Annotated in this window: 16 protein-coding genes; 11 read left to right on the top strand and 5 right to left on the bottom strand. The window is 42.0% G+C overall.

Going from position 1 to position 14,509, the window contains the following annotated elements; all coding sequences use genetic code 11:
* Nucleotides 1-85 precede the first annotated feature (85 nt).
* The 10 genes from A1QC_RS01220 to A1QC_RS01180 all read left to right on the top strand — a co-directional run bounded on the left by A1QC_RS01220 (nucleotide 86) and on the right by A1QC_RS01180 (nucleotide 8,319).
* Nucleotides 86-1,717, top strand: a complete 1,632-nt coding sequence (locus A1QC_RS01220) for an ABC transporter substrate-binding protein (protein WP_017024704.1) — start codon at nucleotides 86-88, stop codon at nucleotides 1,715-1,717.
* 387 nt (nucleotides 1,718-2,104) lie between these two features.
* Nucleotides 2,105-3,025 carry an oligopeptide ABC transporter permease OppB gene (oppB, locus tag A1QC_RS01215; RefSeq protein WP_017024703.1) on the top strand — a complete coding sequence of 307 codons (921 nt, stop codon included), beginning with the start codon at nucleotides 2,105-2,107 and terminating at the stop codon, nucleotides 3,023-3,025.
* 17 nt (nucleotides 3,026-3,042) lie between these two features.
* Complete coding sequence (gene oppC, locus A1QC_RS01210; protein WP_017024702.1) at nucleotides 3,043-3,945, top strand: oligopeptide ABC transporter permease OppC; 903 nt, start codon at nucleotides 3,043-3,045, stop codon at nucleotides 3,943-3,945.
* Between the two features lie 33 nt (nucleotides 3,946-3,978).
* A complete protein-coding gene (locus A1QC_RS01205; protein ID WP_017024701.1) occupies nucleotides 3,979-4,950 on the top strand; it encodes an ABC transporter ATP-binding protein in 972 nt (323 codons plus the stop codon).
* The gene (gene oppF, locus A1QC_RS01200; protein WP_017024700.1) at nucleotides 4,950-5,999 is read left to right on the top strand and encodes a murein tripeptide/oligopeptide ABC transporter ATP binding protein OppF; all 1,050 of its coding nucleotides are present in this window, start codon (nucleotides 4,950-4,952) and stop codon (nucleotides 5,997-5,999) included. The genes A1QC_RS01205 and oppF overlap by 1 nt, the downstream gene beginning before the upstream one ends.
* Nucleotides 6,000-6,069: 70 nt before the next feature.
* Entirely contained in the window at nucleotides 6,070-6,216 is a 147-nt protein-coding gene (locus A1QC_RS15495; RefSeq protein WP_017024699.1) for a hypothetical protein, read from the top strand.
* A gap of 34 nt (nucleotides 6,217-6,250) precedes the next feature.
* Nucleotides 6,251-6,655 (top strand): DUF1801 domain-containing protein, encoded by a 405-nt coding sequence (locus A1QC_RS01195; protein ID WP_017024698.1) that lies wholly within the window; start codon nucleotides 6,251-6,253, stop codon nucleotides 6,653-6,655.
* A 12-nt stretch (nucleotides 6,656-6,667) separates the two neighbouring features.
* Nucleotides 6,668-6,985 carry an antibiotic biosynthesis monooxygenase family protein gene (locus A1QC_RS01190; protein ID WP_017024697.1) on the top strand — a complete coding sequence of 106 codons (318 nt, stop codon included), beginning with the start codon at nucleotides 6,668-6,670 and terminating at the stop codon, nucleotides 6,983-6,985.
* A 21-nt stretch (nucleotides 6,986-7,006) separates the two neighbouring features.
* Nucleotides 7,007-7,603, top strand: a complete 597-nt coding sequence (locus A1QC_RS01185) for a GNAT family N-acetyltransferase (RefSeq protein WP_017024696.1) — start codon at nucleotides 7,007-7,009, stop codon at nucleotides 7,601-7,603.
* A gap of 8 nt (nucleotides 7,604-7,611) precedes the next feature.
* Nucleotides 7,612-8,319 carry an aspartate/glutamate racemase family protein gene (locus tag A1QC_RS01180; protein WP_017024695.1) on the top strand — a complete coding sequence of 236 codons (708 nt, stop codon included), beginning with the start codon at nucleotides 7,612-7,614 and terminating at the stop codon, nucleotides 8,317-8,319.
* On the opposite strand, the gene A1QC_RS01175 is transcribed toward A1QC_RS01180, so the two are convergent.
* From A1QC_RS01175 to A1QC_RS15590, 3 genes are all read right to left on the bottom strand, one after another.
* Nucleotides 8,316-8,618 carry a cysteine-rich CWC family protein gene (locus A1QC_RS01175; protein WP_026025766.1) on the bottom strand — a complete coding sequence of 101 codons (303 nt, stop codon included), beginning with the start codon at nucleotides 8,616-8,618 and terminating at the stop codon, nucleotides 8,316-8,318. The two genes, A1QC_RS01180 and A1QC_RS01175, sit on opposite strands and share 4 nt — an antisense overlap.
* Nucleotides 8,619-8,812: 194 nt before the next feature.
* A complete protein-coding gene (locus A1QC_RS01170) occupies nucleotides 8,813-9,355 on the bottom strand; it encodes a disulfide bond formation protein B (protein WP_017024693.1) in 543 nt (180 codons plus the stop codon).
* An 8-nt stretch (nucleotides 9,356-9,363) separates the two neighbouring features.
* Nucleotides 9,364-9,519: a DUF5993 family protein gene (locus tag A1QC_RS15590; RefSeq protein WP_026025765.1), complete on the bottom strand. Its 156-nt coding sequence runs from the start codon at nucleotides 9,517-9,519 to the stop codon at nucleotides 9,364-9,366.
* A gap of 362 nt (nucleotides 9,520-9,881) precedes the next feature.
* Here A1QC_RS15590 and A1QC_RS01165 point away from each other — a divergent pair, with 362 nt between their 5' ends.
* On the top strand, nucleotides 9,882-10,826 hold the full coding sequence (locus A1QC_RS01165) for a glutathione S-transferase family protein (protein WP_017024692.1): 945 nt from the start codon (nucleotides 9,882-9,884) through the stop codon (nucleotides 10,824-10,826).
* An 87-nt stretch (nucleotides 10,827-10,913) separates the two neighbouring features.
* Here the strand turns inward: A1QC_RS01165 and A1QC_RS01160 are convergent, their stop codons facing one another.
* Together A1QC_RS01160 and A1QC_RS01155 are read right to left on the bottom strand one after the other, a co-directional pair.
* The gene (locus A1QC_RS01160) at nucleotides 10,914-12,296 is read right to left on the bottom strand and encodes an 8-oxoguanine deaminase (RefSeq protein ID WP_017024691.1); all 1,383 of its coding nucleotides are present in this window, start codon (nucleotides 12,294-12,296) and stop codon (nucleotides 10,914-10,916) included.
* A gap of 185 nt (nucleotides 12,297-12,481) precedes the next feature.
* Nucleotides 12,482-14,008 (bottom strand): nucleobase:cation symporter-2 family protein, encoded by a 1,527-nt coding sequence (locus A1QC_RS01155; RefSeq protein ID WP_017024690.1) that lies wholly within the window; start codon nucleotides 14,006-14,008, stop codon nucleotides 12,482-12,484.
* Between the last annotated feature and the right edge of the window lie 501 nt (nucleotides 14,009-14,509).

Raw genomic sequence — 14,509 nt, 5'->3', positions numbered from 1 at the left:
AAACTATTACGATCAGTTACTTTGACTGAGAAGCGATATAAAAATGTCACGGATGCAATTATTTAAAATTTGGAGTTAACACTTTATGCGTAAAAATAAAATCACTCAGGTTCTTCTTCTTGGTGCGGGCTTAGCTTTTGCTACCGCTTCTCTTCCTTCGTTTGCCGCACAAGTTCCTGCTGGTACCAAACTTGCCGATAAGCAAGAATTAGTAAAAGGTAACGGTGCTGAAGTTGCTTCTATTGATCCTCAAAAAACCGAAGGTGTACCAGAGTCGAATGTTATTCGTGATTTATTTGAAGGGTTAGTTAACCAAGATGCTGATGGCAATGTGGTTCCTGGTGTGGCAGAAAGCTGGGAAACCAAAGACAACAAAACTTTCATTTTTCACTTACGCAAAGATGCCAAATGGTCAAATGGCGATCCGGTGACTGCCGATGATTTCGTGTTTACCTTCCAACGTGCTGTTGATCCGGCTACCGCTTCTCCTTATGCATGGTATTTAGAAATGACTACCATGAAAAACGCCGCGCAAATTGTCAGTGGTAAAGCGGATAAATCTACTCTTGGTGTAAAAGCGATTGATGCTAATACGCTTGAAGTTTCATTGGAGTCGGCGGTACCTTATTTTGTGAAAATGATGGGACACACTACAGTTAAGCCAGTAAACAAAAAAGTGATCGAGAAGTTTGGTGATCAATGGACCAAGCCTGAGAATTTTGTCAGTAATGGTGCTTACGTTCTTGATAAATGGGTATTGAATGAGCGCATGGTGCTGGTTCGTAATAAGCAATATTGGGATGACAAAGATACAGTCATCAATAAAGTGACTTATTTACCGATTGAAAGTCAAAATGCTGAAATGAACCGTTTCCTTTCTGGTGAGTTAGATATGACGTATGAACTGCCTAATGAACAGTTCAAGCGTTTAACCAAAGAGCACCCAGAAGATGTCATGGTCGTTGGTAACTTATGTTCTTACTATTATGGCTTCAATAACCAAAAAGCACCGTTTAATGATGTGCGAGTCCGCAAAGCGCTTTCTTACACCATTGATCGTGATGTGATTACACGTATTTTACTTGGTCAAGGTCAAAAGCCCGCTTATACCTTAACCCCTGAAATCGTGGCTGATTTCAATCCAACTATGCCTGAATATGGTACTTGGACACAAAAAGAGCGTATCGCTAAAGCAAAAGAACTGTTAGAAGAGGCCGGTTATAATAAATCGAATCCTCTGAAATTTACTCTGCTTTATAACACCAGTGATAACCATAAAAAGAATGCGATTGCGATTGCATCTATGTGGAAAAAATCATTAGGTGTAGATGTAACTTTGGAAAATCAAGAATGGAAAACGTACCTAGATACTCGTCGTCAAGGTAATTTTGAAGTGACGCGTGCCGGTTGGTGTGGTGATTACAATGAAGCATCGGCTTTCTTGTCATTAATGCAATCGAATAACAGCTCAAACGATCCTCGTTATCACAGCAAAGAATACGATGCGGTAATGGAAAAAGCATTAAATTCAACCAGCGATAAAGAGCGTGCAGATTTGTATGCAGAAGCTGAAAAACTACTCGCTCGTGATATGCCGATTGCACCAATTTTCCAATATGTAAAAGCTCGCCTTGTATCACCACAAGTTGGTGGATTCCCGAAAAACAACGCAGAAGATAAAATCTACAGTAAAGATCTTTATATGATTGCTAAGTAATTTAATACTTAAACTAGGTTCTGTACGGTGACGTGCAGAACCTATTTTTGTTGCCATAAAAATGGTTACGGCATATTAAGACTTGTATGCGTTTTTCATTAAAGTTAACGGTTTACACTTAATTTATACGAATATTTGGTATTTTATGTTGATATTGTGTCAGTATTTAATAACCATGTTTATAGTAATGTTTAAGCAAAGTGAGACAGCTCCTATGCTTGAAGATAATCGTGAATCAATTTTCAATAACTGAATACTTATCCCTACGAAAAATCGACAACTTTAGTACGAAATATAAAAATAATAACAACATAAAAAATAAAACAGGGAATGCTTGCCCATTTGGGCACTCTCAACATTTATCAGTCACAACTGGAAGTTATACTTATGTTTAAATTTATTTTAAAAAGACTGCTTGAGGCAATACCAACAATGCTGGTATTGATCACAGTGTCTTTCTTCTTGATGCGTTTTGCTCCAGGTAACCCATTTTCAAGTGAACGCCCGTTACCACCTGAAGTGATGGCAAACATCAATGCGAAGTATGGCTTAGATCAGCCAGTACTCACGCAGTACACCACTTATTTAACCAATATCCTTCAAGGGGATTTTGGTCCTTCGTTTAAATACCAAGATTATACCGTGAATGAATTGGTGTACGCCGCCTTGCCAGTTTCGGCCAAAGTCGGTTTTTTTGCTTTTATCTTCACGCTGATACTTGGGGTGACGGTTGGCACTATTGCAGCATTGCGGCAAAACACTTGGGTTGATTACACCATTATGTCGACCGCAATGCTCGGGGTGGTGATGCCATCTTTTGTGCTTGCACCGGTGTTGATTTATATTTTTTCGATTAACTTAGGCTGGTTCCCTGCGGGTGGTTGGAAAGATGGTGGTTTCTTTTATATGTTCCTGCCAATGATCGGTATGTCACTGCTTTATGTGGCGACGTTTGCCCGTATTACTCGTGGCAGCATGATTGAAACCTTAAACAGCAACTTTATTCGGACTGCCCGTGCCAAAGGGTTAAGTTATCGCTATATCATTTTAAAACATGCCTTAAAACCAGCTTTGCTTCCTGTTGTGTCTTACATGGGGCCGGCATTTGTTGGGATTATTACCGGTTCGGTGGTGATCGAAACCATTTTTGGCCTACCGGGTATTGGTAAGCTGTTCGTCAATGCTGCGTTTAACCGAGATTACTCGTTGGTGATGGGCATTACGATTTTAATTGGTTTCTTGTTCATTCTATTCAATGCCATTGTTGACGTATTGTTGGCTTACATTGATCCGAAAATCCGTTACTAATCAGGGAGGCTGACGATATGTTAAATAAACAACAAAATTTAGAAGCGATCGAAAAGTTCTCTGAGAACTTAGAAATTGAAGGCCGCAGTTTGTGGCAAGACGCCCGTATTCGTTTTATGCGTAACAAAGCGGCAATGGTGAGTTTGGTTATTCTTATCTTAATTACATTAGCCGTAATCTTTTTGCCGATGTTTGCTCAACATGCCTATGACGACACCGATTGGTACGCCTTACAAGCCGCTCCTTCTGCCGAGCATGTATTTGGTACCGACAGTTTAGGTCGTGATCTGTATGTTCGTACGCTTATCGGCGGACGTATCTCATTAATGGTGGGCATTTTAGGGGCGTTTGTTGCGGTCTTAATTGGTACGCTTTACGGTGCGGCTTCTGGCTTCATCGGCGGTAAAGTCGACCGTGTCATGATGCGTATTCTTGAGATCTTATACGCGGTACCTTTCATGTTCTTGGTGATCGTATTGGTAACCTTTTTCGGTCGTAATATTATTTTGATATTCGTGGCGATAGGGGCGATTGCTTGGCTGGACATGGCGCGTATTGTGCGTGGTCAAACGCTGAGCTTACGTAACAAAGAATTTATTGAAGCGGCGTATGTGTGTGGTGTGAGTAACTGGAAAATCATTACCCGTCACATTGTGCCAAACGTGTTAGGTATTGTGGCGGTGTATTCTACGTTATTAATCCCAAGCATGATTTTGACTGAATCTTTCTTATCTTTCCTAGGTCTAGGGGTTCAAGAGCCAATGACCAGTTGGGGAGCATTACTGCAAGAAGGCGCACAAACCATGGAGATTGCGATTTGGCAACTTGGTTTCCCTGCGGCATTCATGGTGGTAACGCTGTTTTGCTTTAACTATGTCGGTGATGGCTTGCGTGATGCGCTTGATCCAAAAGACCGTTAAGCAACCCTGCCAAATAGAATTTAAGGAAAGATGATGAGCAATTTATTAGATGTAAAAGATTTACGGGTTGAATTCAAAACCCAAGATGGCATGGTAACGGCCGTGAATGATTTGAGCTTCTCACTCAAACAAGGTGAAACTTTAGGTATCGTGGGGGAGTCTGGCTCGGGTAAGTCGCAAACCGTATTCGCCATTATGGGTCTATTGGCAAAAAATGGCATTATTACGGGCAGTGCAAAGTTTGAAGGCAAAGAGATCCTTAACTTGCCAGAAAAAGAGCTGAACACCATTCGCGCCGAACAAATCGCAATGATTTTCCAAGACCCGATGACCTCACTTAACCCCTATATGAAAGTCAGCGATCAGTTGATGGAAGTATTGATGCTGCACAAAGGCATGGGGAAAGACGAGGCATTTGAAGAATCGGTACGCATGCTAGAAGCGGTAAAAATCCCTGAAGCACGTAAGCGTATTACCATGTATCCACATGAATTTTCAGGTGGCATGCGTCAACGTGTGATGATTGCGATGGCCTTGTTGTGCCGCCCGAAATTGCTGATTGCCGATGAACCAACGACCGCGCTGGATGTCACCGTTCAAGCGCAGATCATGGATTTATTGAATGAATTAAAAGACGAGTTCAATACTGCAATCATTATGATCACTCACGATTTAGGCGTGGTGGCGGGCTCATGTGAAAAAGTCTTAGTGATGTACGCAGGCCGTACCATGGAATACGGTACAGTCGATGAGATCTTCTACAATCCAAGCCATCCATATTCAGAAGGCTTGTTACGTGCGATCCCGCGTTTAGATTCAAAAGGTGATGTATTGCCGACGATTCCGGGTAATCCACCCAACTTATTACGTTTACCGCCGGGTTGTCCTTATCAAGAGCGCTGTCATCGCGTAACCGAGCGTTGTAGCCGTGAAGCACCACAACTTCTTCCATTTGGAGAAGACCGTCATCGTGCTTGTTTTTCTGATTGGGAGGGCTGGAAATAATGACTGACTCAACACTACTTAAAGACAGCGCAGAGCGAACCGCAGATGCGCCACAATCCAGCACTGTAGGCAAAGAATTACTGCTGGATATTAAAGATTTAAAAGTACATTTCAACATCGCGGCAAAATCGGCGTGGCCGTGGGCGAAGCCATCGAAACTAAAAGCAGTAGATGGCGTTAATGCACGCTTATATGAAGGTGAAACTTTGGGCGTGGTGGGCGAATCGGGTTGTGGTAAATCAACCTTTGCGCGTGCGATTGTAGGCTTAGTGGAAGCCACTGAAGGCGAAGTATTGTGGTTAGGCCAAGACTTAACTCGCATGCAAGCGGTACAAAAGCGCGAGAAACGCAAAGAAATTCAAATGATTTTCCAAGATCCATTGGCATCATTAAACCCGCGCATGAGTGTCGGTGATATCATTGCCGAACCTTTGATCACCTTTTACCCTAAGCTGTCAAAAGCGGAAGTCAAAGCCAAAGTCAAAGCCATGATGGACAAGGTAGGTTTACTGCCAAACGTAATCAACCGTTATCCACATGAGTTTTCTGGTGGACAGTGTCAACGTATCGGGATCGCTCGTGCGTTGATTTTAAATCCAAAAATGATCATCTGTGATGAGCCGGTTTCCGCACTCGATGTGTCGATTCAAGCGCAAGTGGTGAACTTACTGAAAGAGTTGCAAAATGAGCTAGGTTTAAGCTTGGTCTTCATTGCGCATGACTTATCGGTGGTGAAACACATTTCAGACCGTGTCTTGGTGATGTACCTTGGAAATGCGGTTGAAATGGGTGAGTCCGATGCCTTGTTTGCCAACCCTAAGCATCCTTACACCAAAGCCTTGATGTCGGCTGTGCCCATTCCTGACCCAAGAAAAGAGCGCGCCAAGAAAATCCAAATGTTGGAAGGGGATTTACCGTCACCAATCAATCCACCATCGGGTTGTGTGTTCCGAACTCGTTGCCCCATTGCCACTGCGCAGTGTGCCGAGCAGAAACCGAAACTAAAAGGTTCGGATGTGCATGCAGTTGCGTGTTTGCTGGTGGATTAATTCATCAAAGCTCGCATAATGTTTTTAAAAGCAGTACTTTATTTAAGTGCTGCTTTTTTTTGAATTCTACATGAGTGTTCATCGCGATATGATCCTTAAACCATTTAATTTTAAAGATGCAAAACAACTGATGGAATGGATCGTTTCTGAAGAAGTTGGGACACGTTCATTTGGTGGTAAGCCTTGGGATCTGATATTGATGGAGAAGACACTTTGAGTCATATTTAGGAGCATACAAGGAGAAACTGCAAATGGAATCCAATGTTCAACTCAAATTCAATCTCTACCCTGAACCAATTCAGCCGTTATTGTTCGCCATCAGAGCCTTAATTTTTGACATTGCCGCAGAACAAAATTTAGGCGATATTGAGGAGACCCTTAAATGGGGTGAACCAAGCTATTTGGTTAAAACGGGCAGTACCGTTCGCATCGATTGGAAGCCGAAATCCCCAGATCAATATTTCATTTTCTTCAACTGCAAAACCAAACTTATTGATACCTTCCGAGAATTACATTCTGATGTTCTTGAATTTCAAGGCAATCGTGCCATTGTATTAAATGTGAATTCACCACTTCCAATCTCCGTGATTAGGCAATGTCTTGAGTTATCACTTAACTATAAAAGAGTTAAACATTTGCCTCTGTTAGGGGCTTAAGAGGAAATTAAAATGTCGTTCATTGTTAACACGCCAAAGCCGCCATATTACGCAGTCATTTTTACTTCACACCGTACTGATGGAGATAATGGCTATGGCAAGATGGCAGACAGAATGTTGGAGCTCGCCTCACAGCAACCCGGATTTATTGGGATTGAATCGGCCAGAGAAAATGTAGGTATAACAGTTTCCTACTGGCAAGATCTCGAATCGATAAAGAATTGGAAAGCGAATCTTGAACATCGAGAAGCGCAAAAACAGGGGCATGAAAAATGGTATTCCTCTTTCAAAACTAGAATATCGAAAGTTGAGCGAGACTACGGAATTTAAATATTTACAAAAGGATAAACTATGTGGCTTAAAGAAATTGAATTGGAATCGAAGACCGTCAAATTAATTCCGTTGAAAAGAGAACATGCAGATGATCTAGTTGCTGCCGCCAGTGATGGGCGTTTATGGGAGCTGTGGTATACGTCGGTTCCAAATGCCGAAACGGTCGAGGCTTATTTGGCTTTTGCTTTTCAAGAGCAAGAGCGCGGTGCATCGTTAGCATTTACCGTGCTGGATAAAAGCACCAATAAAGTCATTGGCTCGACGCGTTTTTGCAATGCTGATGTAAAAAATCAAAGAGTGGAAATTGGTCATACTTGGTATGCAAAAAGCTACCAACGTTCTGCCGTCAATACAGAATGTAAGCAATTGCTTTTAACTCACGCATTCGAAGTATTAAATGCCATTGCTGTTGAGTTTAGAACCCATTGGCATAACCAAGCATCACGAACGGCAATCGCACGTTTAGGCGCAAAGCAAGACGGCGTTTTGCGTAATCACAAAAAAATGGCGGATGGGGTGTATCGTGATACGGTTGTATTCTCAATCATTAACACGGAATGGCCCGTGGTGAAAATGAGCTTATCAAATAAATTATCTTCGGGTAGATCTCGTTAAGGACTCCTATGAAAACAATTGGATTACTAGGTGGAATGAGTTGGGAATCCACAGTGAGTTACTATAAAGCGCTCAATGAGGGTGTGAAGTCGCAACTGGGTGGTTTGCATTCAGCAAAGATTTGTTTGTATAGCGTGGATTTTGCTGAAATTGAAATGTTGCAGCATCAAGGTAAGTGGGATGAAACGGCCGAGATTTTATCGCAAGCGGCGAAATCCGTCGCAGCGGGTGGTGCGGATTTTTTGATGATCGCCACCAACACCATGCATAAAGTCGTACCAGAAATTGAAGCTCAAATTTCTATTCCGATACTGCACATTGCCGATGCCACTGCAAAGAGTTTGATGGCAGGCAAGATCACTAAAGTTGGGCTGCTTGGCACTCGCTTTACGATGGAACAAGATTTCTATAAAGGTAGAATCACCGAAAAATTTGGTATCGACGTTGTGGTGCCTAATCGCGATGATCAAACCATTGTTCACGACATTATCTATAACGAGCTTTGCCAAGGTGAAATAACGCTTAATTCAAAAGAGAAGTATCTGGCTATTATTCAAAAACTGGCAGAACAAGGGGCTCAAGCGGTCATTTTAGGCTGTACTGAAATTGCGTTATTAGTCCAGCAAAGTGATACATCTGTACCCTTATATGACACAACGGAAATACACGCCAAACAGGGTGTGGAATGGGCGTTGAGTGAGGCTAGATGTAATTAAACAACCATTTTCTTTTCTAAGCATTGTCGACACAAACAGGTGTCATATTTTTGTGTTACTTCTCGCTCTTCAACATGAAAACACCAACAAGTTGTTTTGCCTGCTGCAATATCACAGTGGCTATCAGAGCCACATTCTGGGCAGTTGTGTGTCGTTTCAGTGCCCGATAGCCTATCCATAATACTGTCTCGTTTAGCATCATCCATGTGACGCCAGTTTAAAATTTCATCCATAGTGCGGTGGCAACCAGAGCAGATCCCGCCATTGTTTTTACACGCGGCAATACAAGGTGTTTTCATTATAAATTGAGTCTAAAGACATGAGTAGAATGAGGCGGACTCTAACATGGTTGAAAAAGCGAGTCACTTTCCATTGTGAAGAGCAAAGCAGAGTGAAAGTAATATGATGAAAAAATGGCGAATAAATTAACGTTGAGAGGGTAACAAAAACCGGGTGCTTATTAAGAAAAGACACCCGGGATAATTCAGATAACTTATAGGTTCATTAACCAGTAGCTCACCGGGTTATCTGGGCATTGGTAAGGGCCACATTCTGCGAAAGTAGACACAAAATTCAAACCGACTACGACCACCGCGATAACACACACAGCACGTCCGATCCCTGTCATTTGGTAGCCTTTATCACTCCACTCGTCATTCCATAGCGTTAGTAATACAGCAACGGCAAAGATGGTAGCCATGAACAATACGAATGCCCAAGTGTAATAATGCATGCCTAAAATTGGGCTGCCGTAGCCTGGTGTCCCTGGAATTACGTGCAATGACACTTGGCGTAAGGCGGCAACTGCACCAAATATGGCACCGAATAAAACCACACCATAATGGCGCTGCTGCGTGCCGAAAACGACATTAAGCATGAAACCAAACATCACCATAACAAAACCAATACGTTGCAATAGGCAAAGTGGGCAAGGTAATTCATTCCAAGCAAATTGAAGAACGAAGCCGATAAATAAAATGGCAGACATACCCAGCAAACCAAGCATATTTAATAAGGTAATATGTGAACGAGTCATGTTAAGTCCTATAAAAGAATGGAAAGCGGATCGGTCGCGTGGTGGTTTAGCCAGAATAGGCTAAGTAGCATCCCGACGGTAAAAAGCGCATAAGCAAAAGACTTTTTCTTCGTTAGCACACAGATCATGGCCACTAGAAAAACGAGAAACAATAAACTCATCATAATGATTTAACCTTAATGTATTTGTGAAACCGATTGTTTTAATAAAAATGTCTATATCACAAGGGTTTATATAAATTCGTGTTGAAGATAGGTGTTTCTATGTTTTGTCACAATCGCAAAAATTGGAAAATAAGATTGGTTATTTGATTTTAGTCAATAATCGGACAGTTGGAAAAGAAAAGTGACCTTTTATTGTTTGAAATCAAAACCCAATGAAAGAAACATAGCAGCCATCTTATGGTTTGATTGTTGTGCTAGGGTCATCATTCAAAAAATTTGAACAACACCAACGATTATGAAGGGCGGTATCAAGGCTTCTTATCTTTCATAATGAATCTAATAAAGAATAAGAGGAGAAGGTAATGGGTAAGTTAGTCGAAGGCGTATGGCATGATGTTTGGTATGACACCAAGTCAAGCGGTGGGAAATTTGTGCGTGAAGATGCAGGTTTCCGTAATTGGGTGGAAAATAAACCGGGTGCACCGTTTCAACCAGAATCGAACCGTTATCACTTATATGTATCCCTAGCGTGTCCGTGGGCGCATCGCACATTAATTATGCGTGAACTGAAAGGGCTAACTCAGCATATTGATGTCACCGCAGTAAGCCCCGACATGCTTGATAATGGCTGGGAGTTCTCCACACCCGAGCCTTTATTTGGCTTTACCAAAATGCATCAAATTTACACTCAAGCAAAAGCCGATTATTCAGGGCGAGTGACGGTCCCGGTTTTGTGGGATAAGAAAACCAATAGCATTGTGAGTAATGAATCGTCAGAAATTTTGCGCATGTTGAATTCGGAATTTAATGACTTAACAGGCAATCATACGAATTATTACCCTGAAAAATTGCGCCACGACATTGATGAATGGAATGCATTTATCTACCCGAATATTAATAATGGTGTGTATAAAACGGGCTTTGCCACCACGCAAGAAGCCTATGAAGAAGCGTTTGATAATTTGTTTGCTGCGCTTGATAAAGTGGATGCACATTTAGCCACCAGTAGATACTTAGTCGGTGATACCTTAACAGAATCCGATTGGCGTTTATTTACCACCCTCATTCGCTTTGATGCGGCCTATGTTGGGCATTTTAAATGTAACTTAAAGCGGATTGCGGATTACCCACACCTTCAAGGCTATATGAAAGAGCTATATCAATTTGGAAATGTGGCAGAGACGGTTAGCTTTGAGCATATTAAGCGACATTATTACTTTAGCCATAAAGGGATTAACCCAACGCAAGTGGTACCGAAAGGCCCCGATCTTGATTTAGAATCAACGCATGGGCGAGATGGTGTGTAATCAGTAATTGAAGAACAAAAAAAGCCGATCACTTCACTTGATCGACTTCTTGTATTGATATTTGAGTTTACGGGTTTTGGGTTACTCTTAGCGCAGTTTCATCGCTTTTTCAGCCAATCGCTTTGCCGCCGCACGATGTCGGATCAGTAAATCTTCAAGATCCAAGCCAATAACGTGGCTATCATGGACTCGCCACACACCGTTGATCATCACGCGATCTGCTTGTTGAGCACCACACATGATGAGCGCTGCTAATGGATCGTGTGAACCGGAAAAGCGAATGTCATTGAGAGTAAACATCGACACATCCGCTTGTTTACCCACTTCCAGAGTACCAATATCAGAGCGACCCATTGCAGCGGCAGAACCTTTGGTTGCCCAACGTAGTGCATCGGTGTGGCTGACGTTAGCAGAGCCGTAACGCAAGCGTTGCAGATACATCGCCATGCGCACTTCACCAATCATATTGGAACCATCGTTAGAGGCGGATCCATCGACACCTAAGCCGACTTTTACGCCAGCAGCTTCGAGTTCATTGTTTCGACAAATTCCAGAAGCAAGCATCATGTTTGAGGTTGGACAGTGGCTGATACCCACTCCGGCTGCACCTAAACGTTTAATTTCTTCATCATTGAAGTGGATGCCGTGAGCAAGCCAAGTTTTATCATTCAACCAACCGACATTTTCTAGGTAATCGACCGGGCGATAGCCAAAGCGTTGCAAACAGAACTCTTCTTCATCAATGGTTTCACAAAGGTGAGTATGCATCATCACGTTTTCTTGATGGGCAAGGCGTGAGGTTTCTTTCATTAAATCGGTCGTGACCGAGAAAGGCGAACAAGGGGCGAGTGCAATTTGAGTCATCGCACCATCTTCACGCTCATGGTAGGTCTTAATAAGACGTACACTGTCATCAATGATGGTTTGTTCGGTTTGGATCGTATGACGAGGAGGCAGGCCGCCTTCATCTTCACCTAAGCTCATTGAACCTCGAGTTAAAATGGCGCGAATGCCCAGATTTTTCGCGGCTTCAACTTGAATATCAATCGCATGTTCTAGTCCAACAGGGATCAAATAATGGTGATCGGAAGCTGTGGTACAGCCAGACATCATCATTTCAACTAAGGCGACTTCAGTAGAAAGGGCATGCATTTCTTCATCAAGACCGGCCCACACTGGGTATAAAGTTTTTAACCAGTTAAATAGCTCTTTGTTCAAGGCATCTGGATAGGCGCGAGTTAAGGTTTGATAAAAATGATGGTGAGCATTGATTAAACCAGGTGTGACAACGTGTTGTCTCGCATCAACAACCGTGTCGATTTTATAGGAGGGCGTTGCATTAAGCGCAACGAGCTCAAGAATAGTATTACCTTGAATTACAATGCCGCCACGAGCATCTTGAGTGCTGCCAGTGTAAATGGCTAATGGGTTTTTAATCCATGTGGTTTGATTATTTACGTTGAATGACATTCATAAGTTTCCTTAGCCTACGCAACCGTTGCAGGGGAGTAGGTCTTTATTATTTTCTCTAGACGTTCAAGGTATTAATGGAAGTTAATACCAGCTTTGTATAACAAGGGTATCTGACAAATCAATTGAAAAGCCGAGGTAATGATTTTTGCGAGTATCACAATAACCATCATCTCGGCTTAAGTTTATTTGATAGCTGTATTTGGTGTTAAATTAGATTGGCTATCATTGGTTTTTTTTTCAGAATCGGATTTATTTGAATCAGCCTCATCTTGCATGGCTTCTAATGCTTCAATACGCATTGCTTCTATTGTTGCAATGGCTTTTGAAATCGTTGCCTTTGACTCCATCACTTTGAAAGCTTGAGAGTTGCATTCTTCATCTCGTGCCATTTCAATAGCTTCTTGTCTCTTCATTGCGATTTCTTCTTTGCGGTTTTGCGGCAACATTAAGTTTAAAAGAACCGCAATCAAAGTACCGGTAGTGATACCTGAGTGGAAGAAACTACCAATCGCATGAGGTAAATGTTGAATTAATCTTGGTTCTACGGTTACTGCTAAGCCCGACGCTAAACTTACACAAATAATCAGTGCATTACGTTTGGTGTCTGCCGCTTTAATTAACATACGGATACCCGCGTAGGCAATCATACCGAACATGATAAAGCCAACACCACCAAGAACCGGTTTCGGAATGGTAACCGCAATAGCAGCCAGTTTTGGAAATAAACCACCAATGATCAATAAACCACCGGTTGCTGCTACAACATAACGACTCGCAACACCAGTGATACCAACAATACCTACGTTTTGACTAAATGAAGCTAATGGCATGCCCGTCATAATGGCAGATAAAGTACTGCCTAGACCATCGCCAAGTACGCCACGTTTTAAATCTTTGCCAGTCACTTCTTTTTGGCAGTTAGCGCCAAGTGCCATGAAGTCACCAGTGGCTTCGGCTACCACAATAATGTAAGCCAAGCTCATACTGAGGATGGCGCCCCATGAGAACGTCATTCCATATTTGAATGGTGTTGGGCTGCCTACCCAAGATGCCTCAGAAATTTGATTTAAGTTAACCATGCCCATGCTGAGCGCAACTAAATAACCACCGACTAAACCAATCACAATGGCAGAGGCTGCAATCACGCCTTTGCAATACACTGAGACTAGAATCACGATACCGAGAGAAACGAGAGCAAGAAAGAGTTTTGGTAACGTAGCAAATTCTTCGCTGCCTTTAGGGGCATCACCAATCCAGTTCATGGCAACAGGAAGAATGGTTAAACCAATTAAGGTAATAACGACACCACTCACCACATCTGGGAAGAGTTTTTTGATTTTTTCCATAAAGAAGCTACAGATAATCACCAAGAATGAGCCGACAAAAGCCGCGCCCATGATCCCGCTCATGCCGTCGGTTTTACCGATGGAAATAGCTACCCCAAGAAACGCAAAGCTAGAACCCATTACAACAGGAAGACGGATACCAACAGGACCAATACCCACACATTGAATCACTGTCGCAATACCACCCACTAATAGAGCAGCATTGATTAAATCAGCAATTTCTGATGCTGGTAAACCAACGGAGGCACCAACAATAAGAGGAACGGCAACAATACCCCCAATAGAAGCAAGCATGTGTTGTAGAGCTAGCAGTAAGGTTGTTCCAACTGGTGGACGTTGATTGAGCGTGTATAAAAGCTTCATGACATTTCCTTATTTGTCTATTCCACTATTGTCTATTCCATTAGGGTAAAACGATGGATCTTCCTAATCGGAGATTAATCAGCAGTGATATTTATAGTTATTTTTCTGCAGTCATATAGGTATAGAAGTTGTTTAACATTATTACAACAATATTGAATACAATGAATCTTGTAAATTAACCATGTTCATTTCTGCAACCTAGGTCTAACTTGCAAGAAGCGTGCCAATAGATAGGATGAGTTCTATGTAATTGAATTGCCTGAATTCATATATTTAAGTCTATGTATTTAAAGTAGATTGGATCTTATTGGTGCAGCGAATGTTACATGACCGTGAAAAACAATGAATAGAATAAATGTATACAATATTTCAATATATTGTCTTTTTACATTGATTTTAATGTTTTTTTGAATAGTGAAAGTGTGAGGTTTAACAAGTTTTAGACGAAAAAAAACCAGCTACATGAGCTGGTTTTAATAATAATGGTGGAGGGGGACGGAT

It is taken from the genome of Vibrio rumoiensis 1S-45 (assembly GCF_000286955.2).
Lineage (GTDB): Bacteria > Pseudomonadota > Gammaproteobacteria > Enterobacterales > Vibrionaceae > Vibrio > Vibrio rumoiensis_A.
This window is presented reverse-complemented; position numbering and strand designations above follow the sequence as displayed.

What these genes read in the sequence shown, in the direction of transcription:
- A1QC_RS01220 (WP_017024704.1), top strand. Translation starts at nt 86, where the DNA reads ATGCGTAAAAATAAAATCACTCAGGTTCTTCTTCTTGGTGCGGGCTTA.
- oppB (WP_017024703.1), top strand. Translation starts at nt 2,105, where the DNA reads ATGTTTAAATTTATTTTAAAAAGACTGCTTGAGGCAATACCAACAATG.
- oppC (WP_017024702.1), top strand. Translation starts at nt 3,043, where the DNA reads ATGTTAAATAAACAACAAAATTTAGAAGCGATCGAAAAGTTCTCTGAG.
- A1QC_RS01205 (WP_017024701.1), top strand. Translation starts at nt 3,979, where the DNA reads ATGAGCAATTTATTAGATGTAAAAGATTTACGGGTTGAATTCAAAACC.
- oppF (WP_017024700.1), top strand. Translation starts at nt 4,950, where the DNA reads ATGACTGACTCAACACTACTTAAAGACAGCGCAGAGCGAACCGCAGAT.
- A1QC_RS15495 (WP_017024699.1), top strand. Translation starts at nt 6,070, where the DNA reads ATGAGTGTTCATCGCGATATGATCCTTAAACCATTTAATTTTAAAGAT.
- A1QC_RS01195 (WP_017024698.1), top strand. Translation starts at nt 6,251, where the DNA reads ATGGAATCCAATGTTCAACTCAAATTCAATCTCTACCCTGAACCAATT.
- A1QC_RS01190 (WP_017024697.1), top strand. Translation starts at nt 6,668, where the DNA reads ATGTCGTTCATTGTTAACACGCCAAAGCCGCCATATTACGCAGTCATT.
- A1QC_RS01185 (WP_017024696.1), top strand. Translation starts at nt 7,007, where the DNA reads ATGTGGCTTAAAGAAATTGAATTGGAATCGAAGACCGTCAAATTAATT.
- A1QC_RS01180 (WP_017024695.1), top strand. Translation starts at nt 7,612, where the DNA reads ATGAAAACAATTGGATTACTAGGTGGAATGAGTTGGGAATCCACAGTG.
- A1QC_RS01175 (WP_026025766.1), bottom strand. Translation starts at nt 8,618, where the DNA reads ATGAAAACACCTTGTATTGCCGCGTGTAAAAACAATGGCGGGATCTGC.
- A1QC_RS01170 (WP_017024693.1), bottom strand. Translation starts at nt 9,355, where the DNA reads ATGACTCGTTCACATATTACCTTATTAAATATGCTTGGTTTGCTGGGT.
- A1QC_RS15590 (WP_026025765.1), bottom strand. Translation starts at nt 9,519, where the DNA reads ATGATGAGTTTATTGTTTCTCGTTTTTCTAGTGGCCATGATCTGTGTG.
- A1QC_RS01165 (WP_017024692.1), top strand. Translation starts at nt 9,882, where the DNA reads ATGGGTAAGTTAGTCGAAGGCGTATGGCATGATGTTTGGTATGACACC.
- A1QC_RS01160 (WP_017024691.1), bottom strand. Translation starts at nt 12,296, where the DNA reads ATGTCATTCAACGTAAATAATCAAACCACATGGATTAAAAACCCATTA.
- A1QC_RS01155 (WP_017024690.1), bottom strand. Translation starts at nt 14,008, where the DNA reads ATGAAGCTTTTATACACGCTCAATCAACGTCCACCAGTTGGAACAACC.